This window comes from Craurococcus roseus (assembly GCF_039523795.1).
In the GTDB taxonomy this organism is placed as follows: Bacteria; Pseudomonadota; Alphaproteobacteria; order Acetobacterales; family Acetobacteraceae; genus Craurococcus; species Craurococcus roseus.
The window spans coordinates 177,742-196,664 of sequence record NZ_BAAAFZ010000007.1; the positions used below are offsets into that span (position 1 = coordinate 177,742).

Annotated in this window: 19 protein-coding genes; 7 read left to right on the forward strand and 12 right to left on the reverse strand. The window is 71.7% G+C overall.

Features of this window, described 5'->3' with window-relative positions:
- From ABD067_RS26555 to ABD067_RS02845, 5 genes are all read left to right on the forward strand, one after another.
- On the forward strand, nt 1-54 hold a 54-nt coding region (locus ABD067_RS26555; RefSeq protein ID WP_456305233.1), incomplete at its 5' end, for a hypothetical protein.
- Nucleotides 55-145: 91 nt separating this feature from the next.
- On the forward strand, nt 146-601 hold the full coding sequence (gene purE / locus ABD067_RS02830; RefSeq protein ID WP_343893658.1) for a 5-(carboxyamino)imidazole ribonucleotide mutase: 456 nt from the start codon (nt 146-148) through the stop codon (nt 599-601).
- Nucleotides 598-1,761, forward strand: a complete 1,164-nt coding sequence (locus ABD067_RS02835; RefSeq protein WP_343893630.1) for a 5-(carboxyamino)imidazole ribonucleotide synthase — start codon at nt 598-600, stop codon at nt 1,759-1,761. Before purE ends, ABD067_RS02835 begins: the two co-directional genes overlap by 4 nt.
- A 176-nt stretch (nt 1,762-1,937) precedes the next feature.
- Entirely contained in the window at nt 1,938-3,017 is a 1,080-nt protein-coding gene (locus ABD067_RS02840; protein ID WP_343893631.1) for an OmpA family protein, read from the forward strand.
- 326 nt (nt 3,018-3,343) lie between these two features.
- Nucleotides 3,344-4,516, forward strand: a complete 1,173-nt coding sequence (locus ABD067_RS02845; protein WP_343893632.1) for an OmpA family protein — start codon at nt 3,344-3,346, stop codon at nt 4,514-4,516.
- A gap of 103 nt (nt 4,517-4,619) precedes the next feature.
- Here ABD067_RS02845 and ABD067_RS02850 read toward each other — a convergent pair whose 3' ends face one another.
- Complete coding sequence (locus ABD067_RS02850; RefSeq protein WP_343893633.1) at nt 4,620-4,772, reverse strand: hypothetical protein; 153 nt, start codon at nt 4,770-4,772, stop codon at nt 4,620-4,622.
- Between the two features lie 531 nt (nt 4,773-5,303).
- Here ABD067_RS02850 and ABD067_RS02855 point away from each other — a divergent pair.
- A complete protein-coding gene (locus tag ABD067_RS02855) occupies nt 5,304-5,741 on the forward strand; it encodes a hypothetical protein (RefSeq protein ID WP_343893634.1) in 438 nt (145 codons plus the stop codon).
- A 9-nt stretch (nt 5,742-5,750) separates the two neighbouring features.
- On the opposite strand, the gene ABD067_RS02860 is transcribed toward ABD067_RS02855, so the two are convergent.
- On the reverse strand, nt 5,751-6,836 hold the full coding sequence (locus ABD067_RS02860) for a Zn-dependent alcohol dehydrogenase (protein WP_343893635.1): 1,086 nt from the start codon (nt 6,834-6,836) through the stop codon (nt 5,751-5,753).
- A 77-nt stretch (nt 6,837-6,913) separates the two neighbouring features.
- Between ABD067_RS02860 and ABD067_RS02865 the strand changes: the two genes are divergently transcribed.
- Nucleotides 6,914-7,708 carry an enoyl-CoA hydratase gene (locus ABD067_RS02865; RefSeq protein WP_343893636.1) on the forward strand — a complete coding sequence of 265 codons (795 nt, stop codon included), beginning with the start codon at nt 6,914-6,916 and terminating at the stop codon, nt 7,706-7,708.
- A gap of 96 nt (nt 7,709-7,804) precedes the next feature.
- Here ABD067_RS02865 and ABD067_RS02875 read toward each other — a convergent pair whose 3' ends face one another.
- The 10 genes from ABD067_RS02875 to ABD067_RS02920 all read right to left on the reverse strand — a co-directional run.
- Nucleotides 7,805-8,419: a DUF2161 family putative PD-(D/E)XK-type phosphodiesterase gene (locus ABD067_RS02875; RefSeq protein WP_343893637.1), complete on the reverse strand. Its 615-nt coding sequence runs from the start codon at nt 8,417-8,419 to the stop codon at nt 7,805-7,807.
- Nucleotides 8,420-8,505: 86 nt separating this feature from the next.
- Nucleotides 8,506-8,877, reverse strand: a complete 372-nt coding sequence (locus ABD067_RS02880) for a YybH family protein (protein WP_343893638.1) — start codon at nt 8,875-8,877, stop codon at nt 8,506-8,508.
- Between the two features lie 89 nt (nt 8,878-8,966).
- Complete coding sequence (gene serA / locus ABD067_RS02885) at nt 8,967-10,565, reverse strand: phosphoglycerate dehydrogenase (protein WP_343893639.1); 1,599 nt, start codon at nt 10,563-10,565, stop codon at nt 8,967-8,969.
- Between the two features lie 8 nt (nt 10,566-10,573).
- Nucleotides 10,574-11,761, reverse strand: a complete 1,188-nt coding sequence (locus ABD067_RS02890; RefSeq protein WP_343893641.1) for a phosphoserine transaminase — start codon at nt 11,759-11,761, stop codon at nt 10,574-10,576.
- A 102-nt stretch (nt 11,762-11,863) separates the two neighbouring features.
- Nucleotides 11,864-12,682: a bifunctional hydroxymethylpyrimidine kinase/phosphomethylpyrimidine kinase gene (gene thiD / locus ABD067_RS02895; protein ID WP_343893642.1), complete on the reverse strand. Its 819-nt coding sequence runs from the start codon at nt 12,680-12,682 to the stop codon at nt 11,864-11,866.
- Nucleotides 12,679-14,061: a phosphoglucosamine mutase gene (gene glmM, locus ABD067_RS02900; RefSeq protein ID WP_343893643.1), complete on the reverse strand. Its 1,383-nt coding sequence runs from the start codon at nt 14,059-14,061 to the stop codon at nt 12,679-12,681. The genes thiD and glmM overlap by 4 nt, the downstream gene beginning before the upstream one ends.
- Before the next feature lie 90 nt (nt 14,062-14,151).
- The gene (folP, locus tag ABD067_RS02905; protein WP_343893644.1) at nt 14,152-15,129 is read right to left on the reverse strand and encodes a dihydropteroate synthase; all 978 of its coding nucleotides are present in this window, start codon (nt 15,127-15,129) and stop codon (nt 14,152-14,154) included.
- Nucleotides 15,130-15,199: 70 nt separating this feature from the next.
- On the reverse strand, nt 15,200-17,131 hold the full coding sequence (ftsH, locus tag ABD067_RS02910; protein ID WP_343893645.1) for an ATP-dependent zinc metalloprotease FtsH: 1,932 nt from the start codon (nt 17,129-17,131) through the stop codon (nt 15,200-15,202).
- Nucleotides 17,132-17,179: 48 nt separating this feature from the next.
- On the reverse strand, nt 17,180-18,535 hold the full coding sequence (gene tilS / locus ABD067_RS02915; RefSeq protein WP_343893646.1) for a tRNA lysidine(34) synthetase TilS: 1,356 nt from the start codon (nt 18,533-18,535) through the stop codon (nt 17,180-17,182).
- A 4-nt stretch (nt 18,536-18,539) separates the two neighbouring features.
- On the reverse strand, nt 18,540-18,923 hold a 384-nt coding region (locus ABD067_RS02920), incomplete at its 5' end, for a tetratricopeptide repeat protein (protein WP_343893648.1).

An 18,923-nucleotide genomic window follows, 5' to 3' on the forward strand; every position in this document is an offset into this window, starting at 1 on the left:
AAGGACGAGATATCCCGGCTCGAAAGCCGCCTCGTCCCCGACATCATCGCATAGCCATGGGCCTTGTCCGCAAGGAAGCGCGCCGGCGCCGGGGCGCCACTCCGTGACGGACGCGCCCCGGCCGCCGGCCCTCGTCGGGTTGATCATGGGCAGCCGCTCCGATTGGGACACCATGCGCCACGCCGCCACGATGCTCGACGAGTTGGCGATCCCCCACGAAGCCGCCGTGGTGTCCGCGCACCGCACGCCGGCGCGCTTGTACCGATACGCGACCGAAGCCGAAGGGCGGGGGCTCCGGGTGTTGATCGCCGGCGCGGGCGGCGCGGCGCACCTGCCGGGGATGGCGGCGGCGATGACCCCCCTGCCCGTCCTCGGCGTCCCGGTCGAAAGCCACGCGCTGAAGGGCATGGACAGCCTGCTGTCCATCGTCCAGATGCCGGCGGGCGTCCCGGTGGGGACGCTGGCCATCGGCCGGGCCGGCGCGGTCAACGCGGCGTTGTTGGCGGCGGCGATCCTCGCCTTGTCGGACGGAGGCCTCGCCGCGCGGCTCGCCGCTTGGCGCGCGGCCCAGACCGAAGCGGTTCCGACGGAACCGTCGTGAGCGGGGCGACGACAGCCGCCTCCGGGCCTGCTGTGCCGGGCACCGGACCGTTGCCGCCCGGCGCCACCATCGGCATCCTCGGCGGCGGCCAACTCGGCCGGATGTCGGCCATGGCGGCGGCGCGGCTCGGATACCGCTGCCACGTCTTCGCCCCCGACGCCGGCAGCCCCGGCATGCAAATCGCCGCCGCGACCACCGTCGCCCCATACGAGGACGAAGCGGCCCTCCGGCGGTTCGCGGCCGCGGCGGACGTCGTCACCTTCGAGTTCGAGAACGTGCCCGCTGCGACCCTCGCAGCGCTGGCCCCTCTCGCCCCTTGCCGTCCTGGGGTGGAGGTGTTGCGGGTCTGCCAGGACAGGGTCGTCGAGAAGGAATTCCTGGAGCGCGCCGGGGTTCCGGTCGCGCCGTGGCGTCCGGTGCGGTCGCCGGAGGAGCTGGAGGCGGCCGTGGCGGCGATCGGCCTTCCGGCCGTGCTGAAAACCACCCGCATGGGGTACGACGGGCGCGGGCAGGCGGTGCTGCGGAGGGCCGAGGACGCCGAAGCCGCATATGCGGCCCTGGAGCCGAAACCGCTGGTCCTTGAAGCATTCGTGCCTTTCCGGGCGGAAGTTTCGGCCATCGCCGCGCGCGGTGCGGACGGCGTCGCCGCCGTGTTCGACGCGGTGGAGAACCGGCACCGCAACCACATCCTCGACGTGTCGCTCGCCCCGGCGCGCGTGCCGGACGCGGTGGCCGCCACCGCGCGCGGACACGCCGTCCGGGTGGCGGCGGAATTCGACTTGGTGGGCGTGTTGGCGCTGGAGATGTTCCTGCTGCCGGACGGGACGCTGCTCGGCAACGAGATCGCCCCTCGTCCGCACAACTCCGGCCACTGGACCATCGACGCCTGCCTCGCCAGCCAGTTCGAGCAGCACGTGCGCGCCGTGGCCGGCCTGCCCCTCGCAGACCCCGCCCGCCACCACGACGCGGTCATGGCGAATCTGATCGGCCCGGAAGGCTTGGCCGCGTGGCCCCGGGTCGTCGGTGACGGGCGCTTGGCTGCGCATCTCTACGGCAAGGCCGAAGCGCGCCCAGGCCGCAAGCTCGGGCACGCGACGCGGCTGCTGCCTTTGGGGAGCTTGGCGGATCTCGCCGAAGCGGACATCACCGCGGGGCTGTGATGCGTTTGCCACGGTATCCCGTGGCTTTGCGGCAACATCGATGTTTGAATGTTCGGGAACCGTCTCTCGCGGCTCCGGGATGGTGATAGCGTTCTGGCCGCGCGGCGCAGATTCGGCCTCATTGCGCGGCTGGGGGGAGCGCGGCGTTTGACGCAGTGGGATCGAGGAGAAAGAGGATGAGCCTCAGGAAGGCGCTTCTGGCCGCGACGGCGCTGGCGCTGCCGACGGCGGCCGCGCAGGCGCAGCCCGTGACCGGCTTGTACGTGGGCGCCGGCGCCGGCGTGAACTTCCGGCACGATGCCGAAAGCCGCGGCGTCAGGATCGTGCCCGACAACCCAGGCTTCGCCGGTGTCGCTTCCCTGGGTTGGGGCTTCGGCAACGGCGTCCGCGCCGAGATCGAAGGCAACTACCGGGAGAACGAGATCGACAAGCTCACGGTCGAGGGCGCGCCCGGCGTCCGCTCGAGCTCGGGCTACCTCCGCAGCTACGGCGTGATGGGCAACGCGCTGTTCGACCTGAATCTCGATCGGTTCTTCGGCCTCCCCCTGGCGCCCTATGTCGGCGTCGGCGCCGGCTACGTTTGGAACGAGATCAAGAACGCCCGCTTTACCCGCGGCACGACGAGCTACCGCATCGATGACTCGGGCGACGGCCAGTTCGCCTACCAAGCCATCGCCGGCGTCGCCTTCAAGCTGTTCGACGTGCCCGGCCTCGCCTTCACGGCCGAGTACCGCTTCCTCGGCACGCTGAACCCGAAGATCGGCATCGACCGCGTCAGCGGCCCGCCGCGCGGCGATGTCGCCGCCGGCTTCAGGCCCGAGAACTACAACCACAGCGCCCTGCTCGGCGTCCGTTACAACTTCGGCGCCCCTCGCCCGGCGCCCGTCGTGACGGAGCAGCCGGTGGCGCCCCGGCAGCCGGAAGTGGCCCGCACCTACCTGGTCTTCTTCGACTGGAACCGGGCCGACCTCACGGACCGCGCGCGGCAGATCATCGGCGAGGCGGCGAACGCGTCCCGCACGGCGCGCGCGACGCGGATCGAGGTGGCCGGCCACGCCGACCGTTCCGGCACGCCGCAGTACAACCAGCGCCTGTCGCAACGCCGCGCGGACGTTGTCGCCGCCGAACTGGTCCGCCAGGGCGTGAACCGCGGCGACATCGGCGTGACGGCGTTCGGCGAGAGCCGGCCGCTGGTGCCCACCGCGGACGGCGTGCGCGAGCCGCAGAACCGCCGCGTCGAGATCGTGCTGCGCTAGGTTTCCAACAAACGGCCGCGCGGCTCCACCGGCGCGGACCCTTTTCCGGCACAGCGACGCGTCGTGGCCCCGCCGCGTCGTGTGTCCACGAGATCCGGCCGCGACCGGCGGACATCCGGCCGCGGTTCCGGAGCACCGCGCGCCGTTCCGCTCAGACGGTGGAACGGCGTGGCAGGCGGGCGTGGCTCGGATGCAACAGCGCGGACCATCCCTGCTACGACGTCGAACCGCAACCCTACTTGTCGTTTGTGACACTGACGCACATTGTCGACGGCAGCTGCTATCCTCGGCAAACTTCGCGCGGTGTGTGAATGGAGACGGTGAAGATGAGTATCAAAAAGGCATTGCTGGCCGCCACCATGCTGACGCTGCCCGCCGCCATGGCGAGCGCGCAGCCTGTCTCGGGGCCCTACATCGGCGTCGGCGCCGGCGCGAACTGGGTCAACAACCCGGAAAAGTTCGACATCACCGGCGACACCGCTCGGACGATCGCCGGTCTCCCGGCGAGCGCGGACATCCGCTTCAACGACGTCGGCAAGGCCAACTACGAGCTGGGCTGGGGCGGCGTGGCGAGCCTGGGCTGGGGCTTCGGCAACGGTCTTCGCGCCGAGGTCGAGGGCAACTACCGCTCAAATGAAGTCGACAGCATCCGCGGCTTCAACCTCGCGCCCATCGGCCGGACCGGCGGCTTCCAGACCACCTACGGCGTGATGGGCAACGTCTTCTACGACTTTGACCCGGGCTTCCTGGGCATCGGCCCGAGCTACGTCCAGCCCTACCTCGGCGCCGGCGCCGGCTACATGTGGACCGACTTCCGTAATCTTCGCGGTGTCAGCGGCGCGCCGGGCAACGTCGGCACCCAGATCTTCTCGGACGACAAGGACGGCAGCTTCGCCTTCCAGGGCATCGCCGGCATCGCGGTGCCGTTCACTTGGCTCGGGGTCCCTGGCCTGACGTTGACGGCCGAGTACCGCTTCCTGGGCATCCTTGGCGCGGACATGGAAGTGTCGTCCCGCGACGCTGGCAACCGCGTCCTGCAGAGCGCCAAGCTCGATGTGGACAAGTACAACCACTCGGCCATGCTCGGCATCCGGTACGCGCTGTTCCAGCCGGCGCCGGCGGCGCCAGTGGCCGCGCCGGTGCAGCCGGCCGCCCCGGCGCCCTCCATCGCCCGTACCTACTTGGTGTTCTTCGACTTCAACCGCGCCGACCTGACCGCCCGGGCCCGGGAGATCATCGGCGAAGCGGCGCAGAACGCGCGGCGGGCGCAGTCGACTCGGATCGAGGTGGCCGGCCACGCCGACCGTTCCGGCACGCCGCAGTACAACCAGCGCCTGTCGCAACGCCGCGCCGAGGCGGTGGCGTCCGAGCTGGTGGCGCGCGGCGTCGGCCGCGACGAGATCGGCGTGTCGGCCTTCGGCGAGAGCCGGCCGCTGGTGCCCACCGCGGACGGCGTGCGCGAGCCGCAGAACCGCCGCGTCGAGATCGTGCTGCGTTGATCTGAAACGNCCCCCCGACGTCACCACTCCTTCTATTGAGCAGGCCCGGCGTCGACCACGCCAGGGGTGGACGAGAGCGATACGCTGGCGGCAGGCCGCAGCGTCAGATGTAGCCCTGCATCGCGCTGATGAAGATGCGGAAGCAGCGGCCCGCCAGCAGAGATGCTTCGTAGGGCCCGATCTCGACGACCTTGTACACCGTCAAGCCGGCGAAGCAGGCCCCGAGGAGATCGGTCAGGTTCAGTGATCGGTGCATTGTTCCGCCCCAGTTAGCGTACCAGGGCAGAGCGCCGAGGCTTTCGTATCGTTCCAAAAACAATATGTGTTTGGGCACTCCCGCAGTGGGCGGAGATGCGAAGCCGTGCCCTGCCTTCATCCACGCGAAGCGCGGCGCCGTGCTCCCGGAAAACCGGTCAGCTCAGGCAGCCTTGAGGCCCTCGGCAGTCCGCGCCCCATCTGGACATGCGCCGGAAAACCCGACGCCCTACGCCCGTCGCGTCAAAGGACGTTGAAGAGGTACAGCAGGATGATGATCGGGATGGGGATGCCGACGAGCCACAAGAGGATGCCGCGCATGGATTCCGCCTTCCGTTGCGTTACAGTTTGGTTTGAACGTTCCGGCCTCAAGGACGCTTCGCGTCCGGATCTCGTCACACCGGGTCGTGAACAACGCAGCGGTCGCCCTCTCGCCTTCCGATTCTCCCTCCCCGTCCTCCTCTCGGCATTGCTCCTGCTCGGCTGCTCCGCCACACCGGGGAGCCCCTGGCTTGGCGGTTTGGGCGATCCCGTGCGGGGCGCCGCGCTCCGCGCGCCCGCGACGCTCGGTGACACCAGCCGCTGGGCTGGCCGGCCGGTGGAGGCGGCGGAGGCCGCGGCCGAACTGGAGTTCCTGGCCAACGAGATGGCGACCAACCCCCGTTACGCACCGGAAGTCAATCCTGCGGTGGGGCAGCAACTCGAATTCGCGCGGCGTGAGATGCGGGAGTTCCTCGGCGTCGCGCCCTCCGCCGCGCCCGACTTGGTGATCGCCGGCTTGCGGCGCGCCGCTTCGGCTTTGCGGGCGGGCAGCAGGGCCGGCGCCGAAGCGGCGCTGTCCGGCCCGGCCTTTGCCTACGGCCCGTCCGCGACCCTAGGTCGACTCGCCTCCATGCCGCGGCTGCCGCGCGTGGCCGAAGCCGCCGGCGGCGTGGCGGCTGAGATGGACCGGCTGGAGCGCCGCCGCTGAAGGCCGCCGTCAGCCGAAGGCGATGAGCTGCCGCACCACTTCGCCGGTCTTCAGCCGCGCAAAGCCTTCGTTGATCTCGTCGAGCCGCAACGTGCCGCTGATGAGGTGGTCGAGGTGCAGCCGCCCTTGCTTCCAGAGCCCCAACAAACGCGGCATGTCCACGCGGAAGCGGTTCGAGCCCATGGAAGAGCCCTGGATCTTCCGCTCCCGCAGGAAGTCGAAGCCGTGCAGCTCGATCTTGGTGCCGAAGGGGACCATACCGATGATGGTGGCGGTGCCGCCCGGCCGCAGCATGGCGAAGGACTGCTCCGCCGTTTCCTTCATTCCCAGCGCCTCGAAGGAGTAATGCACGCCGGCGCCGGTCATGTCGCGCACCTGCGCGGCCACGTCGTCGTTGCCGGCGATCAGCGTGTCCGTGGCGCCCATGCGCTTCGCCATTTCCAGCTTGGAGGGCAGCCGGTCGATGGCGATGATGCGCTCCGCGCCCGCCAGCGCCGCGCCGTTCACGGTGGCGAGCCCGACGCCGCCGCACCCGATGACGGCGACCGTGGAGCCGGCCTCGATCCGCGCCGTGTTGAACACCGCGCCGACGCCGGTGATGACGCCGCAGCCGACCAGCGTGGCGCGGTCCAGCGGCACCTCGGGGTCGATCTTCACCAGCGCGTTCTCGTGGACGAGCATCTGCTCGGCGAAGGCGGAGAGGTTCATGAACTGGTTCATCAGCTCGCCGCTGCGCCAGGACAGGCGGCGCGACATGCCGGGCTGCAACTTGACCTCCGTGTTCTCGCAAAGGTTCGGGTGGCCGGTGGTGCATTGGGAGCAACCGCCGCAGAACACCGACAAGCAGCCGATCACGTGGTCGCCCGGCTTCAGGTAGGTGACGCCGTCGCCCACCGTTTCCACCACACCCGCGACCTCGTGCCCCAGTACGACCGGCAGCGGATGCGGGTACAACCCTTCGATGAAGTGCAGGTCGCTGTGGCACAGGCCGGCGTAGGCGGTGCGGAGCAGCACCTCCCGCGCCTTGGGTTTGGCCAGCGACACCTCTTCGATGGTGAGCGGCTGGTTCGGCGCGTGCAGCACGGCGGCCTTCATGGCGTTCCCTCCCCGTTGGTCCCTTGAGCCTAGCACCGGCCGGCGGTGTAGGCTCAAGGCCGGGAGGGACCGGCACCATGGAACGAGAACTGTTGGTGGAACGGGCTGACGGCGTGGCGCTGCTCACCATGAACCGGCCGGAGCAGCTCAACGCGCTCGGCGGCGACATGCTGGCGCTGCTGCTGGAAGCTTTGCAGGAGGCGGCGACCGACCCGGAGGTCGGCTGCGTGGTGCTGACCGGCGCTGGGCGCGGCTTCTCGGCCGGTGGCGACATGAAGGCCAGGGCGGCCGGGCTTCGCCCGCCCTCAACGGGGCCGGAGGGCTTCATGGACCGCCTGCGGTCGCGCATGGAGGCGTCGCGCCTGCTGCACGAGATGCCGAAGCCCACGATCGCCATGCTGAACGGAGTCGCGGCCGGGGCCGGCATGTCGCTGGCGCTCGCCTGCGACATGCGCGTCGCGGGCGAAAGCGCGCGCATGACCACGGCCTTCGCCAAGATGGGCTTCTCCGGCGATTTCGGCGGGCACTGGTTCCTCGCCCGCCTGGTGGGGAAGGCGCGGGCGCGCGAACTCTACTTCAACTCGGAGATCCTGGACGCCGCGCGCATGGAGTCGCTCGGCCTCGCCAACCGCGTGGTGCCGGACGCTGCGCTGCGGGAGGAGACCATGGCGCTCGCGCGGCGGCTCGGCGCCGGCCCTCGCGTCGCGTGGCGCTGGATGAAACGCAACATGAAGGTGGCGGAGGAAGGAACCCTCGCCGAGGCGCTCGACGCGGAAGCCTTCGGCATGATGCGCTGCGAGGACACCGAGGACCACCGCGAAGCGGCGCGCGCCTTCGTCGAGAAGCGCCCCCCGGTGTTCAAGGGGCGCTGACGGCCGCTCCGCCGGCGGGAGGCTATGAGGCGCCGGCGCAGACGTCGACCTCCGCGCCCGCGCCGAGCGCCGCCAACTCGCGCACGCCCGTGTCCGTCAGCCGGTACAGGTCGCGGCCGGTGGGTTCGAACCAGCCGTAGACGTTGCGGTACAGGATGCGCCCGGCGCGCGGTGGAGCACGGCGGCGCAGCGCAGGGCGCGCTGCCTGTACGCCGTCATCTGCCGCACACCCCCGGGCCGCCCTCCGGGCGTCGGGTCGCCGCGCCGCTTGGCGTGCTCGGCGAGGACGCGCGCGGCGCGTTGGCGGTTGCGGCGGGGCGCGCGGACGGCGAGCGGCTCCGCGAGTGCGGACACCGCGCCATCGGCCTCGACGGCGAGCAGCCCGAGGCCGAGCCGCCGGCACAGGCGCTTGAACCCGCCCGCGCCCCGCTTGGACCGCGGCAGCGCCGCCGAGGGTACGGCGAGGTAGACGAGGTCCGTCACCGCGAACCGGTCGACGCATTGCAGCACGCCGGCGAGCGTGACGGCGCGCTTGAGCTCGACGACCACGGGCAGGTCCGGCTCCTTGGGGGAGACGGCCACCACGTCGCAGCCCCGCACCTCGCCCTTCGGATCCAGCCCGCGCACGCGCAGGAAGCGCTTCACGGGCGCGTACAACTCGCACTCTGCGCGGTGCGGCTTGGCACGCTGCCGCTGCGTCCCGTCGGTCAAAGGCCCGGCTCCCTGCTCGGCCGGCCGTTTGGACCGCGCGGGCGCCGGGCGCCAAGCCGCGTTGCGGACGCGCAGCGAGCCGCGCGTCAGCTATCGGCGTTCCAGATGTCCACGTCCCACCGCCAGCCCTCCGCTCCGCGCTTCCAGAGCACGACGTACTTGAGCGCCACCGGCGCCCCGCCGCCCTTCACAGCGAGTTCGGCGCGCCCGACCTCCTGGGCGCGGTCGCCGAGCACGTCGAGGCTGACCGTGTGCAGCTTGATGCCTAGGACGCCGAGCGCCTCCGCCGCGCCGCGCCAGAAGTCCGCGATCGCCGGCAAGCCCGTCACGGTGGGCGCGCCGGGCGGCAGGATGCGGGCATCCCGCGTGTAGACCCGCTCCAGCGCCCCGAAATCGCCGCGGCCGACGACCTCTTCCTCGAACACCCGGTTGGTGGCCCGGAATTCCTCGTTCGCCATGGTGCCCTCCCCGCCAGCGGCCGAGACTGCCCCGGACAGGCGCCGCAAGGAATCACATCGCCGTGCGGTACGGTGGTGGCGCCCGGCCGCTAGAACGTCAGCGGCACCGCTTGCACCACCAGCGGCAGGTGCCGCACCGCGCTAAGCACCGGCTCCGGCATCGGCCCGTCCAGCCCGACGAGGCAGATCGCGTCGCCGCCCGGGGCGCTGCGGCCGAGGTGGAAGGTGGCGATGTTGATCCCCGCGTCCGCGAGCGTCATGCCGAAGCGGCCGATGAAGCCCGGCTTGTCCTGATTGGTGACGTAGAGCATGTGCGGCGCGAAGTCGGCCTCCACCGCGATCCCCTTCACCTCCACCAGCCGGGGCTTGTCGCCGGCGACCAGGGTGCCGGAGACGCTCCGCTCGAAGCGCCCGGTGGCGACGCTGAGGCGCACCAGCGTCTGGTACTCGCCGGAGCGCTCCAGCACCGTCTCGGCCACCTCGATGCCGCGCTCCCGCGCCACCACGGGGGCGTTGACCATGTTCACCGAGCCGAGCAGCGGTCCGAGCACGCCGGCCAGCGCCGCCGCGGTCAGCGGGCGCCGGTTCAGGTCGGCGACCGCGCCCTCGTACTCCACGCGGATGGCGCGGATGGCGTTGTCGCTCTCCTGCGCCTGCACGGCGGTGAGCTGCCCGGCCATGCCGCCGAGCAGCCGCGCCAGCTCCATGTAGGGCTTGAGGCGCGGCGCCTCCTCGGCGGTGACGGACGGCATGTTGATGGCGTTCGAGACCGCGCCGGTGAGCAGGTAATCGGCCATCTGGTCGGCGACCTGGAGCGCCACGTTCTCCTGCGCTTCCGCGGTGGCGGCGCCGAGGTGGGGCGTGCAGACCACGTTCTCCAGGCCGAAGAGCGGGCTCTCCTTCGCGGGCTCCGTCTCGAACACGTCCAGCGCGGCGCCGGCGAGGTGGCCGGAGCGGATGGCGTCCGCCAGCGCCGCCTCGTCCACCAAGCCGCCGCGGGCGCAGTTGATGACCCGGGCGCCCTTCTTCATGCGCTCCAGGTTTTCGCGCGAGAGGATATCGCGCGTCTGCTCGGTCAGCGGCGCGTGCAGGCTGATGAAGTCGGCGCGCTCCAGGAGGTCGGCCAGTTCCACCTTCTCCACGCCGAGTTCCAATGCGCGGCGCTCGGAGAGGAAGGGGTCGAAGGCGATCACCTTCATCTTCAGCCCCACGGCACGGTCGGCGACGATGGAGCCGATGTTGCCGCAGCCGATCAGGCCGAGCGTCTTGCCGAACAACTCGACGCCCATGAAGCGGTTCTTTTCCCACTTCCCGGCCTTGGTGGAGGCCGAGGCTTCCGGGAGCTGCCGCGCCAAGGCGAACATCATGGCGATGGCGTGCTCGGCGGTGGTGATGGCGTTGCCGTGGGGCGTGTTCATCACCACCACGCCGCGGTTGGTGGCGCTGGTGACGTCCACGTTGTCCACGCCGATGCCGGCGCGGCCCACCACGCGGAGGTTCGGCGCCGCCTCCATCAGCTCGCGCGTCACCTTCGTGGCGCTGCGGACCGCGAGGCCGTCGTAGGGCTCGATGATGGCGCGCAACTCGGCCGGCGAGAGGCCCGGCTTGACGTCCACCTCGATGCCGCGCCGGCGGAAGATCTCGACGGCAGCGGGGGACAGCTTGTCGGAAATCAGGACCTTGGGCACTGGTGGAGCTACTCCGCGGCCTTGGGGGATGCGTGCTGGGCTTCGGCTTGCGCCAGGGCCCAATGGAGCCAGGGCAGCAGGGCCTCGATGTCGGAGGTCTCGACGGTGGCGCCGCCCCAGATGCGCAAGCCCGGCGGGGCGTCGCGGTAGGCGCCGATGTCGAGCGCCACGCCTTCCTTCTCCAGAAGGCCAGCGAGCGACTTGGCCGCCGCGGCCTGGCCCTCGGCGTCCAGTGCGGTGAACCACGGCGCGACCAGCTTCAGGCAGATGGAGGTGCAAGAGCGGGTACGCGCATCCTCCGCCAGGAACGCCACCGCCGGCGTCCGCTCCACCCAGGCGGCGACCGCGGCGAGGTTGGCCTCGCTGCGGCGGACCAGCCCCGGCAAGCCGCCGACGCCCTCGGCCCAGCGCAGGCCGTCCAGCGCGTCCTCCACGCAAAGCATGGAGGGGGTGTTGATGGTCTCGCCCTTGAAGATGCCCTCGTTGAGCTTGCCGCCCTTGGTCATGCGGAAGATCTTGGGCAGCGGCCAGGCCGGAGTGTGGCTCTCCAAACGCGCGACGGCACGGGGCGAGAGCGCGAGCATCCCATGGGCCGCCTCGCCGCCCAGCACCTTCTGCCAGGACCACGTCACCACATCGAGCTTGTCGTAGGGCAGGTCCATTGCGAAGGCGGCGCTGGTGGCGTCGCAGATCGCCAAGCCTTCTCGGCCGGCGGGAATCCAATCGGCGCCGGGCAGCCGCACGCCGCTGGTGGTGCCGTTCCACACGAACACCACGTCGTGCGACCAATCGACGGCCTTGAGGTCGGGCAGGCGGCCGTAGGGCGCTTCCAGCACCCGCGCGTCCTTCAGCTTGAGCTGCTTGAGGACGTCGGTGGCCCAATCCTTGGAGAAGCTCTCCCAGGCCAGCACGTCCACGCCGCGCGCGCCGAGCAGCGACCACAGCGCCATCTCGACGGCGCCGGTGTCGGAAGCGGGCACGATGCCGAGACGCCAATTATCCGGCAACCCGAGAACGGCGCGGGAGCGGTCGATGACCTCCTTCAGCCGCGCCTTCGGCCCGCCCGCGCGGTGGCTGCGGCCGAGCATCGCGCCTTCCAGGGCCGACAACGCCCAGCCTGGACGCTTCGCGCAGGGACCAGAGGAGAAACGGGGGTTCGCCGGACGGAGTCCGGGCTTGGTGGCGCTGATCGCCATGCGTGCGCTCCCTTCCAGAAGCAGATGCGCCCCGGTGGGGGGGCGTGGCCCGCGCCCGAGATACGCGAAGGCGCGCCGGCGATCAAGGACCTCCGGGCGCCGTCAGCCGCCCAGGAGACGCAACCGCTCCGGATCGATCGTCACTCCGTGGTCGAGCGGCCCGTGCCCCTTGCCGTAGCCCGGCGCGGCGGCGATGGCGGCGCGCACGTAGAACCGCGCCCGCGCCACCGCGTCGCGCAGCGCCATGCCTTGCGCCAGCCCAGCGGCCACCGCGCTCGCCAGGGTGCAGCCGGTGCCGTGGGTGTGCCTGGTCTCGATGCGGGCGTCCTCGAAGCGGTCGGTGCCGGACGGCGTCGCCAGCAAGTCGACAACGCGGCTTCCCGGCAGGTGCCCGCCCTTCAATAGCACCGCCCGCGCGCCGAGGCGTAGCAGCGCTTCCGCGGCGCGCGCCATCCCCGCCTCGTCGCGCACCTCCACGCCGGCCAGCGCCTCCGCTTCGGGCAGGTTGGGCGTCAGCACCGCGGCGAGCGGCAGCAGCCGCCGCTTGAGCGACTCCACCGCGTCCTCCTCCAAGAGCCTGTGCCCGCCCTTGGCCACCATCACCGGATCGGCGACGAGCGGCACCCCGGGAGCGAGCGCTTCGATTTCTCCGCACACCGCCTCGATGGTCGGCGCGTCGTGCAGCATGCCCGTCTTGAGCGCGTCGGCGCCGATGTCCTCCAGCACGAGGCGCATCTGAAGGCGAATGAAGTCCGGCGCGACCGGCACCACGCCCTGCACGCCAAGCGTGTTCTGCGCCGTCAGAGCCGTGATGGCGGTCGCCGCGAAGCCGCCCAGCGCCGTCACCGCCTTTATGTCGGCCTGGATGCCGGCGCCGCCCCCGGAATCGGAGCCCGCCGCGATCAGGACCTTGCCCTTCATGCCGGCACCCGCAGCCGGGCGCGGATGGCCGCGGCGAGGCTTTGCACCGTCTCTTCGACCAGCGCCTCCTCCTCCGCTTCGGCCATGACGCGGATCACCGGCTCGGTGCCGCTGGCGCGGATCAGCACGCGGCCCCGGTCGCCGAGCCGCTTCTCCTGCGCTGCGATTGCTGCTTGCACCGCCTCGTCCTTTAACGGCGAGGCGCCGGAGTAGCGGAGGTTCACCAAGCGCTGCGGCAAGGGCGTGAAGCGCCGGCACACCGCGCTCGCCGGCCGTTTCTCTTCGGCCAAGCGCGCCAGCACCTGCAACGCCGCGACCAAGCCGTCGCCGGTGGTGCCGAAGTCGGACATGATCATGTGGCCGGATTGCTCGCCGCCGAGGTTGCAGCCCGCCTCGCGCATCCGCTCGCCCACATAGCGGTCGCCCACGGCCGTCCGGAGCAGGCCGAGGCCCATGCCGCGCAGGTGCCGCTCCAGACCCATGTTGGACATCACGGTGGCCACCACCGCGCCGCCGCGCAGCCGTCCCTCCGCCTTCCAGGTGTCGGCGATCACGGCGAGGATCTGGTCGCCGTCGATGATGCGGCTCGCCTCGTCCACCAGCACCACGCGGTCGGCGTCGCCGTCCAAGGCGATGCCGAGGTCCGCCCGCCGTTCCCGCACCAGATCGGCGAGCTGCCCCGGCGCCGTGCTGCCGCAACCCTTGTTGATGTTGAAGCCGTCCGGCGCCACGCCCACCGGCACCACCTCCGCTCCCAGCTCCCACAGCACGGTGGGCGCCACGCGGTAGGCGGCGCCGTGGGCGCAATCCACCACGATCCGCAGCCCTTCCAGGGTCAGGCCGCGCGGGAAGCTCTGCTTCGCCGCCTCGATGTAGCGGCCGGGAGCGTCCTCTAGGCGCGAGGCGCGGCCGAGGCGGGCCGGCGGCACCAGGGCGTGCCCCAGGTCGCCCGCCATCAGCGCCTCGATCGCCAGTTCCTGCGCGTCTGACAGCTTCAGCCCGTCCGGGCCGAACAGCTTGATGCCGTTGTCCTCGTAAGGGTTGTGGGAGGCGCTGATCATCACACCGAGGTCGGCCCGGAGGCTCCGCGTCAGCAGCGCGATGGCAGGCGTCGGCAGCGGTCCGACCAGCACAACGTCCATGCCGGTGCCGACGAAGCCCGCGGTCAGCGCCGGCTCCAGCATGTAACCGGAGAGGCGCGTGTCCTTGCCGATGACGACGCGGTGCCGGTGCGTCCCGCGGTTGAAGATGCGTCCGGCCGCTTGGCCGAGTCTGAGCGCCGTGGCGGCGTCCATCGGGGCGGCATTGGCGGTGCCGCGAATGCCGTCGGTTCCGAACAGGCGGCGGGCGGTGGCGGCGGGCGGCGGCGCGTCGGTCATGGGAACGAAGATAACCGGCCGCCCGCCGCCCGGTCCATCAGGCGCAGGCCGGCCCGGGTCGTGCGGAGGAGGGTGCCTAGGCGCCCTGGCCTACCGTCCCGACAAGGTGTCCCACACCCGCAGCGCTTGCGCCGTCTCCGCCACATCGTGGACGCGCACGATCGCCGCCCCGCGCGCCACGCCGCAGAGCGCGGCGGCGACGCTGGGAGCGACGCGCAGCCCGGCCGCGGCCTCGCCCGAGATGACGCCAAGCGAGCGCTTGCGGGAGGCCCCGAGGAGGATGCGGCAGCCGAGGCCCGCCAGCAGCGGCAAGCGTTGAACGAGCGACAGGTTGTGCTCCACCGCCTTGCCGAAGCCCAAACCCGGGTCCACCGCGATCCGGGCACGGGGGATGCCGGCGCGCTCCGCCGCCTCCACCCGCTTGCGCAGGAACTCCGCCACTTCCAGCGCCGCGTCGCCGTACTGTGGTTCGCGCTGCATCTCGCGCGGGTCGAGCCCCAGCATGTGCATCAGCACCACCGGCGCCCCGCGCTCCGCCAGGAGAGCCATGGCCGCCGGGTCGTGCCGGAGCGCGCTGATGTCGTTCACGATCCGCGCTCCGGCGTCCAGCGCCGCGCGCATGGTCTCCGCGTTGCGCGTGTCGATGGAGACCGGCGCAATCGCAGCCAACGCGCGCACCGCGGGCAGCACGCGGCTGATCTCCTCCTCCGGCGGCACCGGCTCCGCGCCGGGCCGGGTGGATTCGCCGCCGATGTCGAGCAGGTCGGCGCCGGCTTCCAGCATGGCGCGGCCGCGGGCGATGGCGGCCTCGGCCGAACCCGCCAGCCCGTCGCCGGAAAAGCTGTCCGGTGTGACGTTGATGATGCCCATGACCAGCGGCCGGTCCGTGGGCAGCCCAGCGAAGGCCGGCGGCGCTTCCGTTACGCGGGCCAGCGCGGCGGCCCAGGCCCCCGGCACCCGCGGGGCCGCGACGATGCCGCGGTCCGCGCTGCCCTCGTCTATCAACCGCACCAAGGAGAAGGCCGCGGGTCCGCCCTGGAACGGCAGCCCCACGCCGCTGGCCACCATGTGAGAAGCCGCCGGACCCGTCGCTAGGTCCAGCGGCTCCACCCACCTCTCGTCCGGCACGGCCGGGCGGCTAGGTCCCTGGCGCGGGCGCCGGGTTGAAGCCGCCAGGGCTCGAGCCCGGCCGCGGTGCCCGGCCCGAGGTCGGAACGCTGCCGCGCCCGGCCGCGACCGGCTCGTCCGGACGGTTGCGCACCACCGGCTCGCCCTTGATCACCAAGCGGATCTCGTCGCCGGACAGCGTCTCGTGCTCCAGCAGGCCCTTGGCCAGCAGGTGCAACTCGTCGATGTTCTCCGACAGGATCGCTTTGCAGCGCGCGTAGGCCTCGTCGATGATCCGGCGGATCTCGGCGTCGATCTGCCGCGCCGTTTCTTCCGACAGGTTCTTCGACTGCGTGACGGAGTGGCCCAGGAACACCTCCTGGCTGTTCTCGCCGTAGGCGATCATGCCGAGCTTTTCCGACATGCCCCACTCGGTGACCATGCGCCGGGTCTGGTCGGTCGCCATCTTGATGTCGCCCGAGGCGCCGTTGGAAACCTTGTCCGGCCCGAAGATCAGCTCCTCCGCGACGCGGCCGCCCATCGCCATGGACAGTTCTTGGAGCAGCTTGCTCTTGTGCTTGGAGTAGCGGTCGCCTTCCGGCAGGGACATCACCAAGCCCAGCGCGCGGCCGCGCGGGATGATGGTGGCCTTGTGGACCGGGTCGCACTCCGAGAGGTGCAGCGCCGCGAGCGCGTGGCCGGCCTCGTGGTAGGCGGTCATGCGCTTCTCGTCCTCGCTCATGACGAGCGAGCGGCGCTCGGCGCCCATCAGCACCTTGTCCTTGGCCTGCTCGAACTCGTGCATGCCGACGGTGCGGCGGCCGGTGCGGGCCGCGAGCAGCGCCGCCTCGTTCACCAAATTGGCGAGGTCGGCACCGGAGAAGCCCGGCGTGCCGCGCGCGATGGTCTTCGGGTCGACGTCGGAGGCCAGCGGCACCTTGCGCATATGGACGCGCAGGATCTTCTCGCGGCCCATCACGTCCGGGTTCGGCACCACCACCTGCCGGTCGAAGCGGCCGGGGCGGAGCAGCGCCGGGTCGAGCACGTCCGGGCGGTTGGTGGCGGCGATGAGGATGACGCCTTCGTTGGATTCGAAGCCGTCCATCTCCACGAGCATCTGGTTCAAGGTCTGCTCGCGCTCGTCGTTGCCGCCGCCCAGGCCGGCGCCGCGGTGGCGGCCCACCGCGTCGATCTCATCGATGAAGATGATGCAGGGCGCGTTCTTCTTGCCCTGCTCGAACATGTCGCGCACGCGGGAGGCGCCGACGCCCACGAACATCTCCACGAAGTCGGAGCCAGAGATGGTGAAGAAGGGCACGTTGGCTTCGCCGGCGATGGCGCGGGCCAGCAGGGTCTTACCCGTACCGGGCGGACCCACCAGCAGCACTCCCTTCGGGATCTTGCCGCCGAGGCGCTGGAACTTCTGCGGATCGCGCAGGAACTCGACGATCTCTTCCAGTTCGCCCTTGGCCTCGTCGATGCCGGCGACGTCCTCGAAGGTTATTCGGCCCTGCTTCTCGGTGAGCAGCCGGGCACGGGATTTGCCGAAGCCCATGGCCCGGCCGCCGCCCGACTGCATCTGGCGCATGAAGAACACCCAGACGCCAATCAGCAGCAGCATCGGGAACCAAGACAGCAGGTACTGGAAGAGCGGGTGGACTTCGCTCTCCTCCGCCCGCGCCACCACCCGCACACCCTTTTCGGTCAGCTTGCTGACCAGGCTCGGGTCCTCCGGGGTGTAGGTCTGGAAGGTGCGCCCGTCCGTCAAGGTGCCGCCGACCGTCCGGCCCTGGATCACGACCTCGCGGACGTGCCCGGCGTTCACCTCCGTCAGGAAGTCGCTGTAGGCGAAGGCCTGGGCGCCCCGACCGCCCGTCGAAGAGGGCTGGAACAGGTTGAACAGCGCCACCAACAGCAGCGCGACGATCACCCAGAGCGCCAGGTTACGGCCGAAATTGTTCACCGATGTGCATCCCGTTTCAGCCAGGGTCCCGGTTCGAGGACAGGTCGCTCAGGCTCCACGCCCCGAAACCCTGCTTCCGGGAGATGGGGTCGGTAACGCCGGCTTGGAATGGGCCGGCCTCGAACGTCCTTTCGCGCACGCATGCGACCGCCGGCTCCAACCGGCGACCGGGCCGCCCACCGGGGCGAAGACCAGTGCGAAACGCGCGCATGTCTCCGAGTCAGGATAAAGCAGTGCGGGCACCGCCACCAGCACGCCGTCACGCCAGATGGCGGGAAAAGTCGCGAGGATCGTTGCCGACACCGCCCGCGCAGCGCGCCGCAGGTCGGCCGGCGGCGTGCCGAGGGCACCGATGGCGCAATCCGGCGCGCCCGGCCCCATCAGCCGGAAGCGCCCGTCCCACAAGGCGCCCGGCCGCGCCGGAACCGGCGCCCTCACCGCCCCGGGCTCGCGCAGGACGCGCCAGCCGGCGCCGCCCGGCCGCAGCCAAGCGCCGGCGAGGGTACCGCAGCCGCGACGACGCAGGCGCCGCGCCGCTTCGGTCGAGGGCGGCCATGCCGCCCCCCCCACGGCCCGCAGGAGCGCCGCGAGCGCCGCGTCCGCCGCCTCGTCGTTCCCCAGCGCCAAAGGATCGACTTCGGCATGGCCTTCCGGGCGGAGCCGCGCGGCGACCGCCAAGCGCGAGGCCACTGCCGACCCGGCTTCCGCGCGCCGACGCCCGAAGGCCGAAGCCGCCTCGGCCAGCGCCGCGACCGCCGGTCCCGTCCCGGCCGGATCGGCAAGGGACCGGCGCAGCCCGGTCCGCGCGAACCGCGAATCGGCGTTGGCCGGATCGCGGACCGGTTCGAGGCCAGCCACGGCGACTTCCGCCTCCAACCGGGCCGGCGCCACGCCGAGCAGGGGCCGCAGCACCAGCGCCGCCGCCTCCGCCCGGACCGGCGCCATGGCCGAAAGGCCGCCTGGCCCGCTGCCCCTGAGCGCCCGGAACAGCACGGTTTCCGCTTGGTCCACCCGATGGTGGCCGAGCAGGAGCCAGGGCCGTCCCTCCTCCGCGCAGGCCCCTAACATCGCCGCGAGCCGCCCTTCCCTCGCCCGCTCCTGCGCGCCCGGCCCCGGCAGAAGGCCCAGCCGCAGCACCCGGCCCCCGATCCCGCGCCGGGCCAGCGTGGCGAGGACGCCGTCGGCCTCGGCTCCGCTGCCCGGCCGTAGGCCGTGGTCCACCACCAGGGCGAGCAGATCGCCGCCGCGCCGGCGCGCCCAATCGGCCGCCAAGAGCGCGAGCGCCAAGCTGTGGGGGCCGCCGGACACGCCGGCCGCGAGGCGGGGCGCGGCGCCGAACGGGCCGAGCGGCGCCATCAGCGCGTCGAACTCGGCCGGGTCCAGCGCTCCGGCCGCTTCCGTCACGGCGTCAGCGGCACCCGGCGCGGCGCCGCGTTTCGGCGGCGCGTTCCGCCTGCGGCTGGCGCAGGTTGGGAAAGTTGCTGCGCAGGTCGTCCAGCGTGTCGCAGGCTTCGCGCTTGTGGCCGAGGTTGGTGAAGGCGTTGGCGAGGCCGAGCAGCGCGTCCGGCGCCCGCGGGCTGTTGCGGGCGCGCGTGTAGGCGTCGTTGTAGGCGAGGGCCGCGCCGGCGTTGTCGCGCTTGCCGGCCAGCGCGTCCGCCAGGAGCATCTGCGCGTCCGCCGCGCGGGGCGAGTTCCGCGCCGCGAGCGCTTCGCGCGCGGCGGCTTCGGCGGCGGCGTAGTCGCGGCGGTTGAGCGCCGCCTGCCCCTCGGCGATGGCGCGCTCCGCCGTGCG

Bases quoted from the DNA above. Each gene is read 5' to 3' on its own strand.
- ABD067_RS02860 (WP_343893635.1), bottom strand. From the start codon at position 6,836: ATGAAGGCCGCCGTGCTGCACGCGCCGAACCAGCCGCTCACCATCGAA.
- folP (WP_343893644.1), bottom strand. From the start codon at position 15,129: ATGGTGGCCAGCGGCGTGGGGCTGCCGTTCCAGGGCGGACCCGCGGCC.
- thiD (WP_343893642.1), bottom strand. From the start codon at position 12,682: ATGAAGGGCAAGGTCCTGATCGCGGCGGGCTCCGATTCCGGGGGCGGC.
- ABD067_RS02845 (WP_343893632.1), top strand. From the start codon at position 3,344: ATGAGTATCAAAAAGGCATTGCTGGCCGCCACCATGCTGACGCTGCCC.
- ABD067_RS02890 (WP_343893641.1), bottom strand. From the start codon at position 11,761: ATGGCGATCAGCGCCACCAAGCCCGGACTCCGTCCGGCGAACCCCCGT.
- ABD067_RS02840 (WP_343893631.1), top strand. From the start codon at position 1,938: ATGAGCCTCAGGAAGGCGCTTCTGGCCGCGACGGCGCTGGCGCTGCCG.
- glmM (WP_343893643.1), bottom strand. From the start codon at position 14,061: ATGACCGACGCGCCGCCGCCCGCCGCCACCGCCCGCCGCCTGTTCGGA.
- ABD067_RS02850 (WP_343893633.1), bottom strand. From the start codon at position 4,772: ATGCACCGATCACTGAACCTGACCGATCTCCTCGGGGCCTGCTTCGCC.
- ABD067_RS02880 (WP_343893638.1), bottom strand. From the start codon at position 8,877: ATGGCGAACGAGGAATTCCGGGCCACCAACCGGGTGTTCGAGGAAGAG.
- purE (WP_343893658.1), top strand. From the start codon at position 146: ATGGGCAGCCGCTCCGATTGGGACACCATGCGCCACGCCGCCACGATG.
- ABD067_RS02865 (WP_343893636.1), top strand. From the start codon at position 6,914: ATGGAACGAGAACTGTTGGTGGAACGGGCTGACGGCGTGGCGCTGCTC.